This window comes from Glutamicibacter halophytocola, assembly GCF_001302565.1.
In the GTDB taxonomy this organism is placed as follows: Bacteria; Actinomycetota; Actinomycetes; order Actinomycetales; family Micrococcaceae; genus Glutamicibacter; species Glutamicibacter halophytocola.
In genome coordinates this window covers 2,998,047-3,020,418 of record NZ_CP012750.1, presented here as the reverse complement: position 1 = coordinate 3,020,418, position 22,372 = coordinate 2,998,047, and the positions used below count along the sequence as shown (strand labels likewise).

18 protein-coding genes are annotated in these 22,372 nt (G+C 60.9%); 9 read left to right on the top strand and 9 right to left on the bottom strand.

Annotation, left to right across the window (positions count from 1 at the left end):
* The first annotated feature begins 89 nt into the window (after positions 1 to 89).
* Positions 90 to 638 (top strand): P-loop NTPase family protein, encoded by a 549-nt coding sequence (locus AOZ07_RS13940; protein ID WP_060702527.1) that lies wholly within the window; start codon positions 90 to 92, stop codon positions 636 to 638.
* Here the strand turns inward: AOZ07_RS13940 and AOZ07_RS13935 are convergent.
* A complete protein-coding gene (locus AOZ07_RS13935; RefSeq protein ID WP_060702526.1) occupies positions 604 to 1,527 on the bottom strand; it encodes a LysR family transcriptional regulator in 924 nt (307 codons plus the stop codon). The genes AOZ07_RS13940 and AOZ07_RS13935 overlap by 35 nt on opposite strands.
* Positions 1,528 to 1,666: 139 nt before the next feature.
* On the opposite strand from AOZ07_RS13935, the gene mmsB reads away from it, so the two are divergent.
* From mmsB to AOZ07_RS13910, 5 genes are all read left to right on the top strand, one after another.
* On the top strand, positions 1,667 to 2,590 hold the full coding sequence (gene mmsB, locus AOZ07_RS13930; protein WP_060702525.1) for a 3-hydroxyisobutyrate dehydrogenase: 924 nt from the start codon (positions 1,667 to 1,669) through the stop codon (positions 2,588 to 2,590).
* Position 2,591: 1 nt separating this feature from the next.
* The gene (locus AOZ07_RS13925; protein WP_060702524.1) at positions 2,592 to 3,686 is read left to right on the top strand and encodes an alcohol dehydrogenase catalytic domain-containing protein; all 1,095 of its coding nucleotides are present in this window, start codon (positions 2,592 to 2,594) and stop codon (positions 3,684 to 3,686) included.
* A gap of 16 nt (positions 3,687 to 3,702) precedes the next feature.
* Positions 3,703 to 4,767, top strand: a complete 1,065-nt coding sequence (locus AOZ07_RS13920) for an ROK family transcriptional regulator (protein WP_060702523.1) — start codon at positions 3,703 to 3,705, stop codon at positions 4,765 to 4,767.
* Positions 4,768 to 4,835: 68 nt separating this feature from the next.
* The gene (gene ppgK, locus AOZ07_RS13915) at positions 4,836 to 5,645 is read left to right on the top strand and encodes a polyphosphate--glucose phosphotransferase (RefSeq protein ID WP_060702522.1); all 810 of its coding nucleotides are present in this window, start codon (positions 4,836 to 4,838) and stop codon (positions 5,643 to 5,645) included.
* Positions 5,646 to 5,652: 7 nt separating this feature from the next.
* Positions 5,653 to 6,468 (top strand): HAD family hydrolase, encoded by an 816-nt coding sequence (locus tag AOZ07_RS13910; RefSeq protein ID WP_060702521.1) that lies wholly within the window; start codon positions 5,653 to 5,655, stop codon positions 6,466 to 6,468.
* Positions 6,469 to 6,490: 22 nt separating this feature from the next.
* On the opposite strand, the gene AOZ07_RS13905 is transcribed toward AOZ07_RS13910, so the two are convergent.
* The 3 genes from AOZ07_RS13905 to AOZ07_RS13895 form a co-directional block, all read right to left on the bottom strand.
* Positions 6,491 to 7,657 carry an amidohydrolase gene (locus AOZ07_RS13905; protein WP_060703483.1) on the bottom strand — a complete coding sequence of 389 codons (1,167 nt, stop codon included), beginning with the start codon at positions 7,655 to 7,657 and terminating at the stop codon, positions 6,491 to 6,493.
* Positions 7,658 to 7,728: 71 nt separating this feature from the next.
* Positions 7,729 to 8,448: a hypothetical protein gene (locus AOZ07_RS13900; protein WP_060702520.1), complete on the bottom strand. Its 720-nt coding sequence runs from the start codon at positions 8,446 to 8,448 to the stop codon at positions 7,729 to 7,731.
* Between the two features lie 22 nt (positions 8,449 to 8,470).
* A complete protein-coding gene (locus tag AOZ07_RS13895) occupies positions 8,471 to 9,211 on the bottom strand; it encodes a DUF5058 family protein (RefSeq protein ID WP_060702519.1) in 741 nt (246 codons plus the stop codon).
* A 221-nt stretch (positions 9,212 to 9,432) separates the two neighbouring features.
* On the opposite strand from AOZ07_RS13895, the gene AOZ07_RS13890 reads away from it, so the two are divergent.
* The 3 genes from AOZ07_RS13890 (at position 9,433) to AOZ07_RS13880 (ending at position 15,070) form a co-directional block, all read left to right on the top strand.
* Positions 9,433 to 10,887 (top strand): amidase, encoded by a 1,455-nt coding sequence (locus AOZ07_RS13890; RefSeq protein ID WP_060702518.1) that lies wholly within the window; start codon positions 9,433 to 9,435, stop codon positions 10,885 to 10,887.
* A 236-nt stretch (positions 10,888 to 11,123) separates the two neighbouring features.
* A complete protein-coding gene (locus AOZ07_RS13885; RefSeq protein ID WP_060702517.1) occupies positions 11,124 to 12,065 on the top strand; it encodes an Lrp/AsnC family transcriptional regulator in 942 nt (313 codons plus the stop codon).
* 263 nt (positions 12,066 to 12,328) lie between these two features.
* The gene (locus tag AOZ07_RS13880) at positions 12,329 to 15,070 is read left to right on the top strand and encodes an aminotransferase class I/II-fold pyridoxal phosphate-dependent enzyme (RefSeq protein ID WP_060702516.1); all 2,742 of its coding nucleotides are present in this window, start codon (positions 12,329 to 12,331) and stop codon (positions 15,068 to 15,070) included.
* A gap of 60 nt (positions 15,071 to 15,130) precedes the next feature.
* On the opposite strand, the gene AOZ07_RS13875 is transcribed toward AOZ07_RS13880, so the two are convergent.
* The 5 genes from AOZ07_RS13875 to AOZ07_RS13855 form a co-directional block, all read right to left on the bottom strand.
* A complete protein-coding gene (locus tag AOZ07_RS13875) occupies positions 15,131 to 16,363 on the bottom strand; it encodes a serine hydrolase domain-containing protein (RefSeq protein ID WP_084793270.1) in 1,233 nt (410 codons plus the stop codon).
* Positions 16,353 to 17,978 (bottom strand): biotin carboxylase, encoded by a 1,626-nt coding sequence (locus AOZ07_RS13870; protein WP_075972505.1) that lies wholly within the window; start codon positions 17,976 to 17,978, stop codon positions 16,353 to 16,355. Before AOZ07_RS13870 ends, AOZ07_RS13875 begins: the two co-directional genes overlap by 11 nt.
* 217 nt (positions 17,979 to 18,195) lie before the next feature.
* Positions 18,196 to 19,599, bottom strand: a complete 1,404-nt coding sequence (locus tag AOZ07_RS13865) for an NAD-dependent epimerase/dehydratase family protein (RefSeq protein ID WP_084793269.1) — start codon at positions 19,597 to 19,599, stop codon at positions 18,196 to 18,198.
* A gap of 163 nt (positions 19,600 to 19,762) precedes the next feature.
* Entirely contained in the window at positions 19,763 to 21,268 is a 1,506-nt protein-coding gene (putP, locus tag AOZ07_RS13860) for a sodium/proline symporter PutP (protein ID WP_060702515.1), read from the bottom strand.
* A gap of 134 nt (positions 21,269 to 21,402) precedes the next feature.
* Positions 21,403 to 22,365, bottom strand: coding sequence for a LysR family transcriptional regulator (locus tag AOZ07_RS13855; protein WP_060702514.1), 963 nt, complete (start codon positions 22,363 to 22,365; stop codon positions 21,403 to 21,405).
* Positions 22,366 to 22,372 lie beyond the last annotated feature (7 nt).

Here is a 22,372-nt window from a genome sequence, read left to right as displayed (position 1 = left end):
CGCAGTTCCCTGCGTCGTACGCTCCTCCGTCTGCGATGGAGGAGCCGTAGAATCGTCGCCTGGGGCCACAACCCAAATAAGGAGTACCCATGCAACCGTGCAGACTGTATATTTTGGGTGGCAGCGGGAGCGGAACCACCACACTGGGCCGTTCCATCGCCGATGCCTGGTCTGTTCCCCATGCGGATTCGGACGACTACTTCTGGGTACCTACCGACCCGCCCTACACGCAGCAGCGAAACCCTGCCAGAAGGGTGGAATTGATGCTGGAGATTTTTGCGCGGCGTTCGGCCTGGGTGCTTTCCGGCGCGATGAGCGGCTGGGGAGAGAAGATCCTGCAACGATGCGATGCCGTGGTGTTCTTGACGCTCGGTACACCAGAACGCCTGCGGCGTATTAAGCAGCGAGAAATCATCCGACGAGCCGGCGAGGAGATCAATACCGGGGCTTTTGGCGAATTCCTGGCCTGGGCCAGCAATTATGACGATCCAGAATTCAGCGGGCGCAGCCGCGCACGGCACGAAGCTTGGCTGAAAACCTTGGATCGACCGGTGCTGCGCCTGGAAAGCTCGAGCAGCGTGCACGAGCTGCGTGACGCGGTGCTTAGCTGGGAACCTGGTTGCCGAAGGGGAGTATGAACCAATCCCCATGGGCGGCCGCATCATTCAGCGCCCGCACGGTTGCCTGGACCGCCTTGCTGCGCAGCGCCTCCTCGCGGCCCACGAGCCAATATTCGGAGAGGTAGCTGAACTGGTCATGCAAGACCGGAATCAGATTCGGATAGTGCTTGGAGAGGAAGACCGGAAGCAGCCCAAGCCCCGCATGGTTCATGGTTGCCGCGTACTGGACCGCAATGCTGGTCGAAGAAATCGCACGATGCATTGGCGGCAGGTGGCTGGTTGCCTCGTCCAGCTTGTCCACGGTCAACGCCGTATCAATGTAGTAATTCAAGCTGTGGCCTGCCAGTTCCGACAGCTGGTGCGGGGTTCCGTGGGCCTGAAGATATTCGGCCGTGGCGTACAGCCGCAATTCATAATCCATGAGCTTGGTGGAAGCTGCCTTGCGCACGCTGGGCTGCCCGATGACAATCTCCAGATCCATGCCGGTGCGCGTCTGCCGGGCGCGGGTGGTTTCCGAGACTATTTCGAACACCAGTTGCGGGTGCTTGGCCTGCAGCTTCGCCAAGGCGGGCGCCGCCAGATGCGCGCTGAAGGCATCGGGTGCTGCCAGCCGCACATGCCCGGTCAGCGTGGGGGAATCCTCTTCGGTGCTGATGGCGGCCACTGCCTGCTCGATGGCTTCGGCACTGGCCATGGCCCGGCGGCCCAAATCCGTCAGCTCCCAGCCATTAGGGGTATGCGCCAGGAGGTGGCCGCCCATGGCCTTTTGCAATGCGTCGATGCGCCGGGAGATCGTCGAGTGGTTCACCCCGAGAACCGCTGCCGCCGCGGTGTACCGGCCCAAGCGGGCCACGGTGAGCAAGGCAATCAGGGATTCAAGGTGGCGGTAATCGATCTGGCGGTCCATGGCACCAGTCTGCCATGCACGGTGTGCGCTGGCGCACACCGTGCATGCGCAATTGGCATGCTTCGGACCATTGAGCGCCCGGCATCCAGGAACCTACGCTGGCCTGAGAAGACAAAACTCGATGGCGAGGGGAAAACCAATGAGCAGCTACGCATGGATCGGACTGGGCAATATGGGCGGGCCAATGACCGCCAACCTGGTGTCGGCCGGGCACACAGTGAAAGGCTTCGACCTCAACGAACAAGCCTGCGCCGCGGCAGCGCAGGGCGGGGTTCAGATCGCCGGATCCATCGCCGAGGCCATGGAGGGCGTCGATGCGGTCTTCACCATGCTGCCCAAGGGCCAGCATGTGCGCGCGGTCTATGAGGGCGAAGCAGGGATCTGGGCCCACGCCACGGACCAGATGCTGCTGATCGATTCCTCCACCGTGGACATCGAAACCTCCCGGTACATCCACGAAGGCTCGGCGCAGCGTGGGCTGAACTTTGTGGATGCACCGGTGTCCGGCGGAATTTCCGGCGCGGCGGCAGGAACCCTGGCGTTCATGCTCGGCGGGGAGGCACAGCTCATGGAGCGAGCCACTGGCTATATCGCCCCGATGAGCGGGCGGACCATTGTCGCCGGGGCCGCCAGCATGGGCATTGCCGCCAAGATCTGCAACAACATGATGCTCTTCATTGACCTGATGGCCAGTGCCGAGGGATCGCAACTGGCCGAAAAGCTCGGATTGGATCCCAAGGTGTTCTGGGAGATCGCCTCGGTCTCCTCGGGACGGTCCTGGGCCCAGCAGACCTGGTACCCGGTCCCGGATGTCATCGATACCGCCGCGGCCAACAACAACTTCGAGGCCACCTTCCGCACCGATCTGGCGCGCAAGGATGTGGGCCTGGCGCTGGACGCGGGCGAAAGCACCGGGGTGCGCCTGCCCGCGGCAACCCTGGCCAGGGATCACTTTGATGAGCTGATCGCCCAGGGGCTGGGGGATAGGGACTGTTCGCTGATCGTCAAGAACCTGTTGCCCGATGAATTGGTTCGTGGGTGGGACCCCGAGAAGGCCAGCTAGCATGCGGATCCAGGCTTCCGTCCTTGAACAGCAGGAGAATCAGCGACCCTATGCCAAGCACCGGCCGCTAACGCTGCGCGAAGTGCAGCTTCAGGAACCGGGTCCCGGCGAAGTTCTGGTGCGGATCACCGCGGCGGGGCTGTGCCATTCGGACCTGTCGGTGATTGATGGCAACCGGTCTCGCCCGGTGCCCATGGTGCTCGGCCACGAGTCGGCGGGCATTATTGAACAGGCCGGGCCCGGGGTGGAACTCGCTCTGGGGCAGCAGGTGATTTCGGTATTCCTGCCGCGTTGCGAAAACTGCGCTGCCTGTGCCACCGGAGGCAAACTGCCCTGCACCGCCGGCACCGAAGCCAATACGGCAGGAACACTGCTCACCGGCGCTCGCCGACTGGTGATGGACGGACAGCCGGTCCACCACCATCTGGGGGTTTCGGCCTTCGCCAACTATGCGGTGATGGATGCGCGCAGCCTGGTGGCCGTCGGCAACGACGTACCGCCGGAAGTTGCTGCTGTGCTGGGGTGCGCGGTGCTCACCGGTGGCGGTGCCCTGCGCAATGCCGCCGGTGCCAGCGGGTCCGAAGATGTGGCCATCGTCGGGCTCGGCGGAGTGGGCATGGCCGCGTTATTAGTGGCCGTGGGGCAGCGCACCACCGGCAAGATCCTGGCCATTGACGCCAATGAGGACAAGCTGGCCGTGGCCCTGGAACTGGGCGCCGACGCGGCCTGCACACCGCAAGAGGTGGCTGGCCGCAGCGCAGAAATTGCCATAGAGGCCGCCGGGCACCCACGGGCCTTTGAAACCGCACTGGCTGCCACGGCCGTGGGCGGAACGCTGGTGACCGTCGGGCTGCCGGCGCCCGGGGCAATGAGCGCTATCGAGCCGCTGTCCCTGACCGCAGGGGCGCGAACCATCATCGGCAGCTATATGGGTTCGGCCCTGCCGGCCAACGACATTCCCTACTATGAGGGCCTCTGGCGGGCGGGCAGGCTCCCGGTGCAGAAGCTGGTGCGCACCCGGCCGATGGAACAGATCAACGAGGCGCTGGACGAACTGGCCGAAGGACGCTCGGTGCGCCAGGTGCTGCTGCCGTGACTAGTAGAATCGAGGGGTGACTGATTCGACCGCCGGCCCACGGGCACTGGCAACTCTGACCGATATCCGGGTGTTCGACTACCTGTGTGCCGCTCCTGCTACACGCACCCAGATTTCCGCGGACCTGGGAATTTCCAAGCCCACGGCATCCCAGGCGATCTCCCGCCTGCAGGAGAACGGGCTGGCGATCGCCATTGACCGTCCGGCGGAGACCAAGCGCGGTCGAACCCCTGAGCGGTACGCGCTGCGCAGCGAGTACGGGCATGTGCTGGCCTTGTGCCTGCAAGCAGAATCCCTGCAGGTTCGGGCCACCGATCTATCGGGAACGATCCTGGTTGATCGCCTCTACCCGTTGACCCCGCACATCAGTGCCGGGGAAGTGGAGAAGATGGCGGCCACCGAAATTGCCAGGGTGCACAAGCAGCTGCGCTCGCCGTTGCTGGCCGCCGCGGTCAGCCAGGCCGCACCGGTGTTGCGCGAGGATGCAGAACGCGTGGTTCCCACCGTGATTTTCCCTGCCTCTGGTGCCAACTTGGCCGGGCTGTTTGATGCCAGCGTTCCGGTGGTATTGGATAACGACGTGAACTGGATGGCCGTTGCCGAGGCCGAAAGCACCGATGGGTCGTTGATGATGCTGTACATCGGAGCTGGCTTGGGGGCCGGGCTGGTCATCGACGGAAAACTTCACCGCGGACGCCATGGCACGGCCGGCGAGCTGGAGAACCAGTTGCTCGGCGAGAAGAACCTGCGCGAGGTTCTGGACGAGCTGGGAATGTTCCAGACCCGGATTCTCTGGGAGAAACTGGCCGACCAGCGAACGTGGCCGGTCTTCTTGCGGCCGCTGGGCCAGGTCGTGGCCAATCTGGTCGGCTTCGTGGACCCGCAGCAACTGGTTGTCACCGGCCCGGCAGTGACCGAAGAACTATGCGCGGCGCTGGCTGAAGAGGTCAATGGCAGATTGCTGGTGCCAGTGACCGTGCGCCCCTCGTCCCTTGGCGTGCAGTCGGCCGCCCATGGTGCGGTGGCCGGAGCCCGGGACATCGCCTTGGAAAATCTTTGGGAAAACTACCGAGAACGTTGACCAAACGCCGGAAGCTATATATCGTAAAGAGTCCTTAAAATTTCTTTGCAACGTTGGGGAGAATCCTGATGGCATCATCTGCCGCACCGGCATCCAAGTCGCAGTTCGCTGCCATCGGCCTTGACATGGGCGGATCATCGATCAAGTACGCCTTGGTCGGAACGGACGGAAAACTTGTCGAAAGCACGCTGAACAAGGCGATCACCCCAGAGGGCGCGCATCCAGAGGCCGTCGCCGAAGTCATGGCGCAGATTGTCCGCGACCTGCAAGAGGCCACTGGCGAGGATCTGGCGGGCATCCCCGCTGGGGTAGCCGTGCCTGGCATCGTCATCGACGGAGTAGTGCATTCGGCCGCGAATATCGACAAGGCCTGGATCGGATTGGATGCCACCGCCATGTTCAGCAAGGTGCTGGACCGCGATGTCTACCTGCTTAATGACGCTGACGCCGCCGGCATGGCAGAGGTGTACGCAGGCGCCGGCTCCAAGGACGGTGCGCCGCTGAAGGGCAGCACCCTGCTGCTGACCCTGGGCACCGGAATCGGTTCGGCCTTCTTCCGCGATGGAGTGCTCTTCCCCAATGTGGAATTCGGGCACCTGGAAATCGACGGATTCGATGCAGAAAGCAAAGCCGCCGCACGCGTCATGCGCGAAGAAAACCTGAGCTGGGACGAGTACATTGCGCGCCTGCAACGCTACCTGTCCCATGTGGAATTCCTCTGCAGCCCTGACTTGATTGTCATCGGCGGCGCAATCTCCGAGGACCACGAGCACTTCTTGCCTAAGCTGGATGTGAGGGCAAAACTCATTCCCGCAGAATTCAACAACGCCGCCGGGGTGTTGGGCGCCGCGCAACGCGCCATGCATCCGGGCTCTTAGGAAGCACATGCATACCATTGACCCGAACGCCCAGATCAAGCTCGTTGCCGTCGACATGGACGGCACCTTTTTGGACGGTGACGGTCAAATCCCGGATCAAGCCTGGGGCGTGATCGACCAGCTGGCGCAGCGCGGCATCAAGTTCGTGCCCGCTTCTGGAAGGCAGTTCGCTACCTTGCGCGAGCAATTCGCCCAGCTCGGAGAGATCGCCATCATCGCCGAAAACGGCACAGTGGTCATGGATGGGGAGAATGAGATCTACTCCAACATCATTGATCGCGCTTTGGTGAACTCGGTGATCGAGACCGTGCGGCAGCAGGGCGCCCTGGATGCCGGACTTGTATTGTGCGGCCGCCGCACAGCCTATGTGGAGCGCCCGGACCAGAAGTTCGCCGATGCCGTCGCCCCGTACTACCGCGCGGTGCAGGTGGTGGAGAACCTCAACGACGTTGAGGACGAAATCATCAAGATGGCCGTGAACGTGGGCACCAGCAAGGTCCAGGAAATGGCGGACGCCCTCGATGTGCCGCTGCAGGTGGTGATCTCCGGAAGCCACTGGGTGGATGCCATGAACCACGGGGTGCACAAGGGACTGGCGCTGGGTGCCCTGCAAAAGGAGTTGGGCATCAGCGATGACGAAACGGTGGTGTTTGGCGACTACCCCAATGATCTGGAAATGATCAAGACAGCCACCTACTCCTTCGCCATGGCCAATGCCCATCCCGAGGTGGCAGCAGCAGCAAACTTCACTGCGCCAGCGAACACCGAACACGGTGTCCTGCAGGTTCTGCGCGCCTACCTCGAAGGGCGCACGCAGCTTTAGCAGGCAGCGGCTTTCCGGCTGGCTACCGAGCCAGGTAGTGCCCCAGCCCGGCCAAGGCGGCGCGCACCCCGGTGGCCAGGGAAAGCTCGTAGTCAGGCAGGAAGAAGGGCGAGTGGTTGACCGGCGGAGCGTCTTCCCGCGGGAGAAACCCGCCAAAGAACCAGTACACGTAGGGAACCGAGATCTCGTCGCCTAGCGCGCCGAAATCCTCCGAACCCATCGCCGCGGGCAAATCCGCGACCTGCTCGCCGCCCAGTTCGCCGATGAGAGCCTGCTTGACACGCTGCGTGTGCTCGGGGTTGTTGTGCAGCTTGGGGAAGGAATTCAGGGCTTCGATCTGAGGTGCCGGGGCATCCGAAGCGGCCGCTTCTGCCTGCACGATGCGAGTGACTCCGTCCAGCACCTGGGTGCGGGTTTCCTCGTCGAACGTCCTGATATTCAAGGTGAATTCCGCGCGGTCCGGAATGATGTTCTCTTTCAGCCCGGCGTGGAATGACCCGCAGGTGAGCACCGCGGGAGACTGCGGGTGCAGTTCACGCGAGACCAGGGACTGCAGGCGGGTGATGGTGTAAGCACCTTGGACAATGGGGTCGATCGAGTCCTGGGGCTGTGAGCCGTGGGACTGCTTGCCGTGCAGGGTCACTTTGAGCGAGTCGGCCATGGCCATGGCAGGGCCGCTGGTCAACCCGATGGTGCCGGCGGGGAAGGGGAAAACATGTTGCCCGAGGATGACCGATGGCTTGGGGGCCTTGTCCCATAGTCCGTCATCGAGCATTGCCCTGGCCCCGGCGCTGGTTTCCTCGCCCGGCTGGAAGATCCAGACGATGGTTCCGCCCCATGCCGCAGTCTGCTCGGCCAGCCGGGCGGCCGCGGTGAGGGCCGCAGCGACGTGGGTGTCATGGCCGCAGCCATGCATCACAGGTACATCGGTGCCGTCGGCCAGCTGGCCGCGAGCCGTCGAGGCGTAGTCGGCCCCTGTATCCTCGGCAATGGGCAGGCCGTCGGTATCGGCTCGGAAAGCGACGACCGGGCCTTCGCCATTGCGCTGGATGCCGACCACTCCGGTTCCTCCGCAGAGGAAGTTTTCGATGCCCAGGGCATCGAGCTGCTGGCCGATATAGGCGGCCGTCTGGTGTTCCTGCATGGACAATTCCGGGTGGGCATGCAGATGCCGGTACATCTGATGCATGTGCGCAGCCTGCTCGGCGGTCAGAGCGGTCTGCAAGGCAGTGGGGGATTCGGTATTCACGATGACTCCTCTTAGTCGGCAGCGGGGGTGTGGATTGCTTTGCGGTCCCGCACGATCCAGGAAACGATGATCGAAAAAAGCACCACGAGTGCTGTTCCGAACAGGGCCAGGGATGGAAGAAGCGGGATTACCACGAAGTACATGATCAGCGAGAGCGCAATGGCCACGATGGTGGGGCGAACCTGCTTCATGGCGACAATCGCCTGGACCAGCACCGCGCCCATGAGCGAGGGCAGGATATAGACGCGGGCAACCTCGATCATTTCTGTGGGGATGACCGATACGAGCCACGATCCGAAGATTCCGACGAACACCAAGAGGCTGGTCAGGTGGACGGTAGCAGCTCCGCCGATGGCCATCACAGCAGCCAGGTCGCCGCGGCGGGTGCCGGGCTTGGCATCGATCGCGGACTGGGCCACGATGGCTGCCGGGAGCAGCTTATTGGAAATATTGCCGATCATGAAGGCCTGGTACATCGCCGCTGATCCGAGAATCGGGAAATACGTCAGCGGCTCGACAATCCAGAAGACTCCGAAGGTGGCCGCGACCGCAGCCAGGGCAACCAAGAGCATCGAAGGACTGATCTGGAGCCCTGAGAAGAAGACGAGGTAGATGGGGCCGAGCAGGGAGAGGATCAATCCCGCGGTCATGGTCAGCGATCCGTAGCGCGTAGTCTGGCTCTCGAAACGGGCCATCGAGGCGTCGGCGTTGGTCAATGTTGGTGTGCTCATGAGTTCTGTCCTTTCATGCCGGCTATGCGGTGTGCATCAGATATCCGGCGGTTATGGAGATCAGGATCGCGAATCCCAAGGCCCATTCCTTGAGCCATTTGGCATGGAGCACTTTGGCAAGGAAAAGGAAGAAGGCCATTGAAGCTGCCGAGATCAGTACCAGCATCATGTGGATGCTGGACTTGGGGATTTCAGCGATGGTCAGCATGCTGAAGGCTCCAAGCAGAGCCGCCGTGGGGATCAAGGCCATTGCCGCCGGATTGCGCTTGGCCAAGGATTTGCCGCCGCGCTTCAACACCGGAGTCAGCAGCAGGGTGCACAGCATCCACATGGCGCCCGAAAGGCTCATGGCCATGAAGGCCACCGCAAAAACCTGCTGGGTGTAGTTCTCCCCGCCGAGAATGGCTCCCATGGATTGGGCCGCGAGATTAGCGCTGGCCGTTTCCGTGGAAGCCGAACCGATCAGCCCGATGCGAACGAGGACCGCTGGGGTACCGAAAAGCGCCAGCAAGGCGATAGCCACCAGGACCACTGAGAGGGAAGGCCCGATCGATGCGACGGCACCGGCGCGAAAGGCTTCCTTGACTTCGCGCACCGGCATATCCACATGTGGTGCCGCGGCCTTGGCGGCTCGGACATAGAGGATGGTCTGGATGAAGATCACCGCAAAAACGCCCAGGGCGCAGAACCACAGGAAAGGGTTGTTGGCGATAGCCAGGATGTCGGTTGATCCTGGATCTCCGGCTGAAAGCGGGAAATGCATCGGAACTCCTTAGGTTTTAGTTGCTTGACGTGACGCGCATCTCATTTCAATCAAGGTTCCCTGTGGGGTGATCCTTTGGCAAGGAATGTGTGAATCGGCCACATTTTTGGCCAAATACCCCAATCTGGAAAGTTTTCGCGAGATCTATTCCGTTTACGGTCAGCATAAGTGGATGATTGTGGCACAAATCGCAATATCGAAACAGCTAGGTGGAAACGGCCATGAACGAGATTCAACATTTGAGCGCGACTGAATTGACGGGGAAGATCCGCAGTCGCGAACTTTCGGCCCGTGAAGCCCTGGAGAGCCATATCCAGGCGATTGGGGAAGTTAATGCCCAGATCAACGCCGTGGTCATCACGGATTTTGATCGTGCGCGAACACTTGCGGCGGCCGCGGATGAGGCCACTGCCAGAAATGAGCCGACGGGGGTGCTGCATGGTTTGCCCATGACGCACAAGGACACGTTCAATACTGCTGGCCTGCTCTCTACGCAGGGTTCGCTCGCATTGAAGGACAACGTCCCGGAGCACGACGATCTGCAAATCGCCCGACTTGCCGCCGCAGGTGCGATCAGGACCGGGAAGAGCAATGTCCCGGAATTCGGTGCAGGATCGCATACCTTCAACGAGGTCTACGGCACCACCACAAATCCCTATGCCGTGGATCGATCTGCGGGCGGTTCCTCAGGGGGCGTTGCCGCCGCGGTCGCTGCCCGGATCCAGCCGCTCGGTGACGGTTCGGACATGGGTGGTTCGCTGCGCATTCCCGCGAGTTTCTGCAACGTCATCGGCTTCCGCCCTTCATACGGGGTGATCCCCTTGGAAGCGCCATCCAATGCATACTCGTGGCTAGCGCGCTCTGGCCCCATTGCGCGCACCGTGGAGGACATCGCGCTATTCATGCGAGCCAGCACCGGTGACCACGCAATAGCGACCCCGAACAACCTAACTCCAGGTGATTTCAAGACGCCGATCCCGGATTTGCGCGGGGCTCGAATTGGCTACAGCTTCGACTTCGGAATCGGTGTCCCGGTGGAGCGCGAAGTCATCGAGGTCCTGCAGCGCCAGCTGTCGTTGTTCGAGCTGGCTGGTGCCATTGTCGAGGAGGCATGCATGGATTTTTCGGATGCAGATGAAGTCTTCGGCAACGTCCGCGCCTTCGACTTCGCAACCAATCTCGGCGGCCTGGTCCGCAGCCATGAATCCCTGATCAAGCCAGAAGTCCTCTGGAACGTGAAGAAGGGGCTGGAGCTTGACGCTGCGGCCATGATTTCAACCATGGCGGCCCGCACCCGGCTGGAGCATGCAGTGCAGAACTATTTCTCGCGCTACGACCTGTTTCTCTCCCCGGCTGCCCAGGTCCTGCCCTTTGACGCCACCCAGCGCTGGCCCGAGCGGATCGCTGGCACCCCGGCCGAGACTTACCTGGACTGGATGCGCTCGGCCTGCCTGCTCTCCGCCACGGGCTTGCCGGTCATATCCATGCCCGGCGGTTTCACCGAATCCGGGATTCCGGTGGGATGGCAGATGGCTGCGAATCACTACCACGATGTCCAGCTGCTCGATTGGGCCGCCGGATACGAAGAGCAGACCCGCTTTGCAGATCAGCTGCCACGCCTGGTGGCCGATCCGGCGTCGGTAGCGGCCAGCGAAATCAAGACGGCAACTCTCTGAAGAAGAATTGGCGAAAGGCAGGCCGTACAGGCAGTGCGCATCCCCGTCACGTGCCACTGCTGCCGGCGGGTTCCGCAAGCGCGAAATGTGCACTGGTCAGCCACAACCAGGTCCAGACGTGCAAGGATTGAGCAGGTGGGGGTTTCACAAGGGCATTCTGCGAGCGCTGTTTCCAGCGGACCCCGTGGGCAATCCGCAGGCAAAGATGCCGCTAGATGGTGGAGGGAGCTGGAGCGATGATTGAGCTCAGCACGGTTCAGCGCAGAATCATTGCTGCGCTCCAGGTGGACGGGCGGGCCACGTGGAGGAAGGTTGCTTCGGCCCTGGATTTGCCCGAACGCTCGGTATCCCGCCATGGTGCATGGCTGCTCGAAAACGGGCTGGTCACGGTGGCAGGCATCCGCCACCGAGAGCACTCGCTGCTCATCGCTTGTGCCTGCGCTCCGGGTGCAGGACGGATTGCGAGCGCATCGCTGTCGTCACGACCGGATACGAGCTTCGCGTATCAGGTCACTGGCAGGGAAGACCTCATAGTGGAAATGCACTACTCCGGAGATGTGACGGAGGTATTGACCCTGGAACTTCCTGCCACGCCCGGCGTTTCATCGATCGTCGTGTACCCGATATTGAAGTACTTCAAGACCATTCGAGGATGGCGCCTGGGCTCGTTGAAGCCCGCAGAAGAAGCGGCGCTTCAGACGGGCCCGGATGTGACGAGCTGGCAGATCCAGCCGAACCTGAACCCGAAGGACGAACAGATCATCGCCGCCTTGCAAGAAGACGGCAGGGCGAGTTTTGAATCAATTGCCCGGCGAGTAGCCATGAGCGAGACCTCGGTGGCGCGGCGAATCGACTGGCTGCTGACCACGGGACAAATTTCTATTCGTGCCCTCGTGGAGCCATCCGTGGTTGGCCTTGCCGTTGAAGCAATGCTATGGGTTTCTACAACATCTTCAGACGTCGAGAGGCTGGGCCAGCATCTGGCCACGCGCCCCGAAGTGCGCTATGCGGCGGCCGTGGCGGGCGACTGCCAGCTGGTGGTTGACGTGACAGTTGCCAACCATGCTGAACTCTACGAATTCATATCCGGCATTGGATGGGCCGGGGCGATGATCCAGATCAAGACGTCTTTGGTCGTGGACGCGCGAAAACGTGGCGGGCGCCTGATCAGCAAGTGACCGGAAGCCGGAACGGAACCCCGGAGGCGGTTCGGAGTTAACCTGGATTCCAACTGCCGGTGAGTCATATTTCGCTGTTGGTCGGCACCTGCGTAAATGCCAGATGAACTTTCGGGACGGCTACGGGCAATCTGCGTAATATGCCAATTTTCGTCTTGCTACCGTCGGGTAGTGACATACTCTCGCTCTATTGAGTGCTCTGAAAACCACTCAGAAGGTTAACAACCAGTTAACCAAGCAGGGTGAAAGGAATACCGGCAACCGTGAGCAAGAGGTTGACCTTCGGGAAGAACCAAGCCGTCGCGACTCCAGAAAGTGCATGGCGAAAACGCAAAGACGCGTGGGAACACCTCGGCTACGTGCTGAGCGAGATTTCCTCTGAACACCAGGATGGCCCCGGCCGCAAAGAACATGAACTAGAAGCCGGCAGGTTGCTGGGGCTGTTGGCCTCCATTGAACCTTATTGGGCAAACCCCGGCCTGGACTATTTCAACGAAGTATCCGGACTAATGTCCAGCGGCCACTACGCCGACGCCATGCGCTTGGTCTATCAAGCCAACCAGTCGTTCAGGACCATTACGCAGTACGTGGATCTTGAAGGGCACGAAGGCATCCAGGCAGAAACCGACGAACCGGGCACCAGCACCCCGGGCGGGACGAAACCCTACGTGCCGATGGTCGAGATCCTGCTGCTGGATAATGGGCCAGCCGATGAGATTGCGCGGTTCACCGAGGAACTGGCCGCACAACGCCAGCGCACCGATCCATTCCACTACAACTTCATCGTGGTGCCCAGCGTCGAAGACGCCCTCGCCGCCGTCTTGATCAATCCAAGCATTCAAGGAGTGGTGCTCACAGCCCGCTTTGAACTGGCCACGCGGCGCAGGCTCTCGTCAACACTGCATAAGTTCATTGTGAACCGCACCGCCGGCTACTTCGAGTCGACTCGTCAGATCCAGCGGCTGCTGGATCTGGAAGAGATCCTGGATAAGCTGCATCCGCAGATCCCGGTCTACCTGATGGCCGGTGTGGCGCTGGAATCCATTGCCCATGAGATCACCGGGCGGTTCCGCCGCATCTTCTCGCGCAACGACGGCATGGACTTGCACCTGTCGATCATTGCCGAAGTGATCGAGCGCTATCACACGCCGTTTTTCAACGCCTTGCAGAAGCACGCCAAACGGCCCGGCGGCGTATTCCACGCCATGCCCATCTCGCGTGCCGGGTCAGTGCAAAATTCACCGTGGGCACGGGACCTGGTGGATTTTTATGGCAAGAACCTGTTGCTGGCCGAAACCTCGGCAACCTCCGGAGGGCTGGACTCCCTGCTGGATCCGCAGAGCTCAATCAAGAAGGCCCACGAGCTGGCCGCTCGCGCTTTCGGAAGCCACCGCACCTACTTTGTCACCAACGGAACTTCGACAGCCAACAAGATCGTGCACCAATCGATCCTGGCACCGGGTGATATCGTCCTGGTGGATCGCAACTGCCACAAGTCCCACCACTATTCGCTAGTGCTCGCCGGTGCCCACGTGAGCTACCTTGAGGCCTACCCGCTGAACGAGCACTCCATGTACGGGGCTGTTCCACTGCGGGACATCAAGGCCCGGTTGCTGCAATTGCGGCGCGAAGGGTTGCTGCACAAGGTCAAAATGGTGACCCTGACCAACTGCACCTTCGACGGCATCATCTACGACCCGCGCAGGGTCATGGAAGAGTGCCTGGCCATCAAACCGGATCTGGTCTTCCTGTGGGATGAAGCGTGGTTTGCCTTCGCCAGCTTCCACCCGGTGTACCGGCAGCGCACCGCGATGAGCGTTGCCAAGGTGCTGGAAGAAGAGATGGAAACGCAGGAATACCAGCAGCGCCATGCCCGGCAAGCCAAGGACCTGCCAGCGCCTGGAACCAGCGACCGGCCTGAGAATGATGACGCATGGCTGAACACGCGGTTGATTCCAGATCCGGAACAGGTTCGCTTGCGTGTGTACTCCACCCAATCCACGCACAAGACGCTGACCTCGCTGCGCCAGGGATCCATGATCCACGTCTTTGACCAGGACTTCGCGATGCGCAATCTCAACGCCTTCCGCGAGGCCTACATGACCCACACCTCGACTTCGCCGAACTACCAGATCTTGGCGTCGCTGGATATCGGCCGGCGCCAGGCGGAGCTGGAAGGCTATGCCCTGGTGCAGCGCCAAGTGGATTTGGCGCAGTCCATTTGCCGGGCCATGGGCCGAAACACTTTGCTGGGCAAGTACTTCCGGATCTTGGATTCCAAGGACCTGATTCCCGCCGACTACCGGTGCTCTACCAGCGCGACGCCGGTCCGCGACGGATTGGCCGCCTGGGATGAGGCCTGGCAAAACGACGAGTTCGTGGTGGACCCCTCGAGATTGACCTTGGACATCAGCAGGACCGGGGTGGACGGGGATACCTTCAAGCACCAGTACCTGATGGACGGGCATTCCATCCAGGTCAACAAGACCAGCCGCACCTCGGTGCTGCTGATGACCAATATCGGAACCACCCGTTCCGCCGTGGCGCACCTGATTGAAGTCCTGGTGAAAATCGCCGAGGAGCTGGAACGGAAAAAGCGCCTTGACGGGCGAGTGCTGGCCATGGGCAAGACGACCGATCAGCATCAGGTCTGCCTTCCGGACTTCAGTTTCTTCGCGCCGGAATTCGATACCGGGGGCGGCAGCGGCGATCTGCGCAAAGCCTACTACCTGACCTATCAGGATCCGGCGACGCACTTCCTGTCTTCGGCACAGATCCGCGCAAGGATTATCGCTGGGGAGCAGATCGTTTCGGCCGTGTTTGTCACTCCCTATCCGCCAGGATTCCCGGTGCTGGTGCCAGGCCAGGTGGTCACCTTGAACATCCTGGATTACATGGACCGGCTGGATACCCGCGAGATCCATGGCTATCACCAGGATCTCGGGTACCAGGTGTTCACCCATGAATCCCTGGAAGAGCTGAAACCAGCCAGCTCAACGGCGTAGGCTCCAAAACCTGAATGGCACCCGCGAAAGCGGGTGCCATTCAGGTTAAGGATCGAGCCGTTATTGCTGGGCGGCCAAATAGTTTGAGACTGCTTCAAAAGCCCTGATGGTGGGGAAGAGCTTGGAAGCATCCTGCGGCAAGGGCCAGCTCGATAGCTTCACAGCCACCAACTTCGTTGCCGGATCCATGTAGATCATCTGGCCATGGATTCCCAACGCCACCGCGGCATTGGTGGCAGGGTTGGGAAACCAGATCTGGTTGCGATATCGGCCGCCAGGCATCATGTTGTCGGTGGGGGATTGGGCGAAAGCCTGCATCTGCATCGGGTCCGCGGTGAAGGTGTCGGCAAGCCAGTCTTCGGAAACGACCTGTTTTCCGGTCAAGGCCCTGCCGCCGTTGACGTACATATGCCCAAAGCGAGCGAGGTCGCGAAGCGTGGCATTAAAACCGCCATCGAACATTCCGGTTCCGAATTGGTCCACGCCCATGACCAGGTCTTGCTGTGCACCAATTTTTGACCAGATGCGCTCCGAAAGCAGTTCTTGCATCGGCGCGCCACCAGCAGATTCGAGCACCCAGCCCAGAACATCGGTTTCGCAAGAGCGATACTCGAAAGCGCCACCGTGAGCCGACTTGGCCTGCAAGGTCCGCAAGAATTCGTACATGCCGATGGGACCGACAGTTCCGTGGGCGGGTGCCCAGCCGATGGCCTCTTCGAGCAATCGTACTTCCGCGCCCGGGTCCAGGTACTCTTCCGAGAATTTGATGCCCGAGCGCATATCCAAAATATCGCGCACCCGTGCTCCGGCGTAGCCACTGGTGGCCAGCGCTGGAACATAGGTGGTGACTTCCTGTTCGGGATCCAGCAGCCCTGCATCAATCAGTGCACCTGCCAAGGTGCCGACCAGGGTTTTGCTCACGGACATCAGCAAATGGTCGGTCAGCGAGGTCATGGTGTTGTAGTACTTTTCCCAGAGAATCCTGCCGTTGTGCATGATGAGCACCGCATCGGTATTGGTCGCATGCATCACCCCGCGCACGGTCAGCGCCGGGTCGGTAATGCTGGCCTTGGCTACTTCCAGCTTTCCCATTTTTTCTTCGGCCAAATGAAGCTTCACAATCGGACCGTTGCCGCGGGAGACCTTTACGGTGGGGTGGATGCGGGCGATGTTCTGGAAAGAGCGCTTGATGTTCTGCGGGTACTGCCAGGTGGCAATGTTCAGCGCAGTGCTGGAGTTGCCAGAGGTGTTGGCCGACTGCGGCGCGGCGGCATCGGTGGCCTCAGTTGCCATGCTCTGCCGTTGGAACGTCAATGCCCTTGTATTGGGAGCGGATCGAGGCAATGAAGTGCTTGGCATCAATGCTGAGCTTGGTTTTCTTCTTGCCTTCGTACTGAAGTTTGGCCTTGGTGACCAGGACCCCAAGGTCGGCCCCTTTCCAGCGGTAGTCTTCTACGCCGTAAATGCGCAGGAAGAATGCTTCTTTATGCGATTGCAGTTGATGCCAGTCCAGTGCGGAACGAGAGAACTGCAGCTTGCCCCGTGAATCAAGGAAGTACTTTCCCGTGCGCGGTGCGTGGGTAATGTACTGGAGAATGTCATCGGTTTCCTTGATGATCATGTGGCTCCAGACATCTGCTCCACTCATCTCTTCCCAGCGGGCGTTGATCTCATCAACATCCAAGTCGAATTCGACATCCAAGAATTCAAGGAGGTGGAAGAGGAACAGCGGGATGTCCGCGTAGGCGCCGGCAGTGACGTTGGTAATGGCACTGGCACCGGAGATTCGCGGGTTCAGCTCACCGAGGTATACCTCGTCCGTATCGGTGTCAACGAGGACATCAACCTCGAAGAATCCGCGGTAGCCCGCGCTTTGCAAGCCGTTGCCCACCTTGCGGACCAGATCGATGGTGCGCGAGCGCTGCGAATCGGTGAGCACGTCGGGGTGCATCTCGTTGCCGCACCAGCCACCCTTGTACGGCGTCAATTCCTTGTAGCCGGCGAGTTCGGTCAGGATCGGTCCCACCACGGTGCCGCAGCCGGTGAGCACTGCTTCCACGGCAACCGGCTGGTTGTTAATCCGCTTCATGACCTTCAGCTCTTCGCCGATGATGTTCTTGGAGTGCTGCTTCCACTGCTGCTTGGCATCAATGAAGAACGTGGTCTTGCCCGAGTCGCCATATGGGGTTTGAACTACCAGGTCATCGCCGAGTCCGGCTTCATCGGCCAACTCCATGAGCTCTTCGTAGCTGGATGCCGTGCCCAGCACGTTGGGAACCGAAGGAGCACCTGCGGCGTTGCCAAGCTTGGTGGTGACAATCTTTGAATCCAGTTCCTCGCGCAGGGCAGCAGAAGGCAGTATCAGGTCGTAGCCGAGTTCTTCGCAGATCGCTTCGGTGTCTTCGTCGAAGAACACCATGGCGATCTTGGGGCGTGGCCCGCCGGGGGTGCACTGGGAGTCGATGTATTCGCGGACTTCGGGGTTTTCCAGCAGCCAGTTGTTGATTTCCTCAGCGCTTTGGAATTCGATGTAGGGCTTCTCAGCTGGCGTGAAGACCCGGGGATGGTGGCCATCCCAACCGTCGTAGTAGGTGATGTAGCTGAACTTGCGGACCCACCGGTCCAGTCCCAGCAGATTGACCGGGGTAGCACCGAGGAAAAAAATCGGAGTCTTGTTGGTGCGGAAGAAATGGCGCACTTCGCTCATGTTCTTCAGCTTGCGTTCAAAGGGCAGGACCCTGGAGGAGATCTCCTCAGGCAATTCCTGATTGTAGGCGGCATCAACAGCGACGTTGGCGCTCAGATGATCTGTAGCGGTGCGCGCCTTATGGCGCAGTTTGTCCAAATCGCTTGGCTTGGGCATGCGGGGGCGAGAAGCCGGGGCGTGGGCTTCAAGGATATTTGCCATGATGTGTTGCTGTCCTTTGAAACTGTCTGAAGGAGGGGCGATGGCACGAGAGAATGCGTGACAGTTTCATGCTCAAGTCCCATCGTGAGCAACAGTGGCTTTTGCGGTGAACGCGCGGTGAACATTGGCCCCGGATCTTCGTCTTTGACCTATGACTAGGAAAAAGATAAAAACACGGGGCCAATAAGCAGGCAACGTTACTGACTATTTCGATAGTTCAGCCGGCGATGGTGGCAGTGAAATTCGTTTCCTGGAATTCAAATCCCGCCTTGTCCAGAACCTCGCTGGTGACCTTTCGCCCGGTCAATGCGACGCGCGCATTGGAACCCATGACGGCCGCGCCGATCTTGGGCAGTACCGAGCCGGTGGGCAGCCCCGGCAGGCCGGCGACTGAACGCAGTGCAGCCATGACCTGCGCATTGCGCAAGGGCACGGGGCTGGTTCCATGAACCAAGCCGGCGGGAATCTGAGGCGATTCAAATCCGAGCATGCAACGAATCAGGCGCAGCCAATCCTGCAAGCCGATCCAGCTGAACCACTGCTGGCCATTGCCCATGGGGCCGCCCAGACCGGTATTGACCAGCATGTTCAGCGGACCGAGCAAGGGGGCATCCGGGTGCATTACCAGGGAGGTGCGCAGGATGTAGCGTCGGGCGGCGTTCACCTCGGCCTCGTTGAAGGCTTGCTCCCAGGCCGAGGCGACGCCGGTCATTTCCGGCAGCGCACGGTGGTCGGTAGGAATCGGGCTGGACTCGGTCAGCTCGGCTTCACCGGCATCGCCAAAGATCGCAGTGGTGCTCGACTGGATCCAGGTGGCCAGCGTTGGCGCTGCCGCTGCGGCCTGCGCCAAGGTCTGTGTGGAGGTCACGCGTGAATCGGTGAGGGCCGCAATATTCTGCGGGGTATTGCGCTTGTCCACACGCTCGCCAGCCAAGTTGATCAGATGAACCGGGTGATCGCTGTGCAGCACGCCGGTCCACGGTCCTTGATGCACGCCATCCCAGATGAATTGCTCGGCCGGGAAGTCGGTCTCGGCTTTGCGGGTGAGGACTGCTACCGACATTCCCCGGCAGACAAGGTCGGCGGCGAGGTTGCGGCCAAGGAATCCGCGGCCACCGGAAATGACAATCTGGGCATCGCGCTTGCGATGCGCGGTCGGAGCCACGATCTTGTACAGGCGTGCTGCGGCAACAGCGAAGTCCTTGCACAGGGCATTGGCCACGGTGAATTTAAAGGCTGCGGTGCCCGGACCGGAGAGGCGAACGGTGAAGTGCACCAGGCAGCCGTTTTCATGCTCGTCGACTTGCCAGCGCAAGGACATTTCGCCTGCCGGTTGCGGCTGGGTGAACTCGACCATTCGGGTTTGATGGTTGCGCCGGGTGATGCTTCCGGACGGTGCGGTGCTCCGGTGCAGGGGGCCAAACAGCTTGCCAGGTGGCAGGAGATCTACCTTGGTGCCAACTCCGCGCTGGTCGTCATGGACGACGAAGCCCTCGAAGCTTTTCATCCACAGGCCGGTTTGGGACAGGTTGCCGACGATGGAGTAGACGGCTTTGGGATCTGCGGCCAGGAACTGGGTTTCGGTGCGCTGCCAGTGGGTGAATTTATTCTGGGTGCTCATCGTGAAAGTTCCTTCCAGCTCGGGACATCGGGCATAGCTCAAGGCTACTGCGCCCGGGACGGTTATGCAGGTGCGACATCAAGGCCTGCGGGGTATGAAAAAAGCTTCCCGCAGCTGCTCACCATTATGGTTTGCTGCTGCGGGAAGCTTGATCAGTGGATTCCTAGGCGGTGACCTTCGAACCGACTTCCTTTTCCATCTCGGTGAATTCCGCATCGATGGTCGGGTTTGGCCGGAAGGTGGCCCGGGAGACCAGCCAGGCGACCAGCAGGGCAACGATGAAACCAGGAACGATTTCATACATGGCCGAGGACAGCGGCTTGATATTTCCCCAAATGAAGACCACTACGGCACCGGAAACCATGCCGGCGAATCCGCCAACAGCAGTCAGCTTGCGCCAGTACAGCGACAACAGGACGATCGGGCCGAAGGCGGCACCGAAGCCTGCCCAGGCGAAGGACACGAGCTCCAGGATCGAGGAGTTCGGGTTCAGCGCCAGCACTGCGGCAATGATGGCCACGAGCAGCACGCCGGAGCGACCAAGGTTGACCAGTGCTTTCGGCGAAGCCTTGCGGCCGGTGATGTTGTACAGGTCTTCTACCAGTGCCGAAGAGCAAACGATCAGCTGCGATGACATGGTGGACATGATCGCTGCCAAAACTGCGGCGAGCACCAGGCCGGCAATCAGCGGGTGGAAGAAGGTCTGGCTCAACAGCAAGAAGACGGTTTCGCTGCTGGACTTGTCCAGCGGCTTCTCGGCGAAGTACGCGACGCCAATGAATGCAGTAAGGATGGCACCCAAGGTAGTCAGGAGCATCCAGCCAATGCCGATGCGGCGGGCAGTTTTTGCCTCGCCTGGGGTGCGCAAGGCCATGAAGCGCACGATGATGTGCGGCTGGCCGAAGTAGCCCAGGCCCCACGCGGCGGTGGAGAAGATGGCAACCGCCGCCAGAATTGCGCTGTTGTCGTTGAACGACGAGAACAGGTTGAATGCATCCGGATTCAAGGAGGTGATCTTGGTGCTGATCTCCCCGATGTTGCCCATGTTGATCACGGCAACAATTGGCACAGAGATCAGAGCAATGAACATCAGGACGCCCTGGACCATGTCGGTCAGCGATGCGCCGAGGAAGCCGCCAAAGAGGGTGTAGAGCAAGGTAATGAAGGCGACGAAGAACATGCCCGAGAGGTAGGGCCAGCCGAAGGATGCGTCGAAGAACTTGCCGGCTGCCACCATGCCCGAAGAGACATAGAACGTGAAGAACACCAGAATGATCACGGCAGAACCGATGCGCAGCAGGTGCGCATTGTCCTTCAGCCGCTTCTCGAAGAAGCTGGGAATGGTGATCGCGTTCTCGGAGATGGCGGTGTAGGAACGTAGTCGCGGAGCGACATACTTCCAGTTCAGCCAGGCACCGATGAGCAGGCCGATGGCGATCCATGCCTCGTGCAGGCCGCCTAGGTAGATCGCTCCGGGAAGGCCCATGAGCAGCCAGCCGGACATGTCGGAGGCGCCGGCAGAGAGCGCGGCAACCCAGGGTTTCAGGCCGCGGTCGGCCAGCATGTAGTCGTCGATGTTGTTGGTTCGGCGATACGCCACATAGCCGATGCCAAGCATGGCGGCCATGTAGATCGCAATCGCAATCATCTGGAAAGTCTGGTCGGACATAGTTCCTCATTACCGTTGCTGTCCCGGATCGCTGGGGTGATCCGGGACGCGGATTCAAGTGGTGCGAGTCACCACTATGACACGAATTGCGCAGTTTGTCGCAAGTGCCGAAAATTTCAGGATGGTTTGTTTTCCTAATCGACCGTATCGAAGTCTTTGGGTGTAGCCAAAATTACGGAGTCGTCTGCGTCACTCATTCCCGGCTGTGCGTGCAGCATGTTGCGCACCGCTTGAATCCCCGGTGACTTGGTCGAAGAATGCCGCATTGCGGTGAAGATGGTGCGCGCCGGGGCGCCGGGCAAATCGACAGTGCGCAAGGCGCTGTGGTTCGAGCGCAGCACCAGATCCGGGAGCATCGCCACGGCATTTCCGGTCTGGACCAGTTCCACGTGGGCCTGGAGATCGGCGGTTTCGTAGCGCAGGTCCGGTTCGAAGCCTGCCAGCCGGCAGGCCTGCAGGGCCCAATGCCGGCTGGCGGCCCCATCTGGTTCCACCACCCAGGGCAAGGTGGCGGCATGTTCCAGCAGTGTGACCCGGTCGAAATCCTCATTGCCTGCCGCTCCACGCACCGGTAGGGCCAGGCGGATGGGATCGTGGGTGAGCATGCGGCGGTCAAGGCTGGCGTAGTGCGGGGCCGAATGGCCGGAGTATTGTTCGGCAACCACCAGGTCAAAGCTGCGGCTGCTCGTTTCCTGCAGTGCGTCGGCCGGTTCCTGCTGGCTCATTTCCACCCGGAGTTCCGGGTATTTTTCGCGCAATTCCCGCAAGACCGGCGGCATCAGGGCGAGCATTGCGGTCTGGAAGACGGCCAGCCTCACGGTGCCGGCAACCGTGGACATGGTGCCAGCCAAATCCGCTTCGGCCTGTTCCATGGCTTCGAGCAGGGTTTCGGTGTGGGCGACCAGCAGCTGGGCCTGGGCGGTGAGCTTCAGGGTGCGCCCGGTGCGGCGCAGCAAGGGCACCCCGGCTTCTGCCTCCAGCTGGCTCAGCTGCTGGGAAACCGAGGAGGGTGAGTACCTCAGCGAGTCGGCAACTTCGGCAATGGTTCCGCGGATGCTGAGCTCTCGGAGCAGCCGCAATCGTCGCAATTCAAGCACCGGTTTT

Coding starts and splice junctions, on each gene's coding strand:
- AOZ07_RS13865 (WP_084793269.1), bottom strand. CDS start 19,599: ATGAGCACCCAGAATAAATTCACCCACTGGCAGCGCACCGAAACCCAG.
- AOZ07_RS13870 (WP_075972505.1), bottom strand. CDS start 17,978: ATGGCAAATATCCTTGAAGCCCACGCCCCGGCTTCTCGCCCCCGCATG.
- AOZ07_RS13935 (WP_060702526.1), bottom strand. CDS start 1,527: ATGGACCGCCAGATCGATTACCGCCACCTTGAATCCCTGATTGCCTTG.
- AOZ07_RS13875 (WP_084793270.1), bottom strand. CDS start 16,363: ATGGCAACTGAGGCCACCGATGCCGCCGCGCCGCAGTCGGCCAACACC.
- AOZ07_RS13895 (WP_060702519.1), bottom strand. CDS start 9,211: ATGCATTTCCCGCTTTCAGCCGGAGATCCAGGATCAACCGACATCCTG.
- AOZ07_RS13900 (WP_060702520.1), bottom strand. CDS start 8,448: ATGAGCACACCAACATTGACCAACGCCGACGCCTCGATGGCCCGTTTC.
- AOZ07_RS13925 (WP_060702524.1), top strand. CDS start 2,592: ATGCGGATCCAGGCTTCCGTCCTTGAACAGCAGGAGAATCAGCGACCC.
- AOZ07_RS13885 (WP_060702517.1), top strand. CDS start 11,124: ATGATTGAGCTCAGCACGGTTCAGCGCAGAATCATTGCTGCGCTCCAG.
- putP (WP_060702515.1), bottom strand. CDS start 21,268: ATGTCCGACCAGACTTTCCAGATGATTGCGATTGCGATCTACATGGCC.
- AOZ07_RS13905 (WP_060703483.1), bottom strand. CDS start 7,657: ATGCATCAGATGTACCGGCATCTGCATGCCCACCCGGAATTGTCCATG.
- mmsB (WP_060702525.1), top strand. CDS start 1,667: ATGAGCAGCTACGCATGGATCGGACTGGGCAATATGGGCGGGCCAATG.
- ppgK (WP_060702522.1), top strand. CDS start 4,836: ATGGCATCATCTGCCGCACCGGCATCCAAGTCGCAGTTCGCTGCCATC.
- AOZ07_RS13890 (WP_060702518.1), top strand. CDS start 9,433: ATGAACGAGATTCAACATTTGAGCGCGACTGAATTGACGGGGAAGATC.
- AOZ07_RS13940 (WP_060702527.1), top strand. CDS start 90: ATGCAACCGTGCAGACTGTATATTTTGGGTGGCAGCGGGAGCGGAACC.
- AOZ07_RS13910 (WP_060702521.1), top strand. CDS start 5,653: ATGCATACCATTGACCCGAACGCCCAGATCAAGCTCGTTGCCGTCGAC.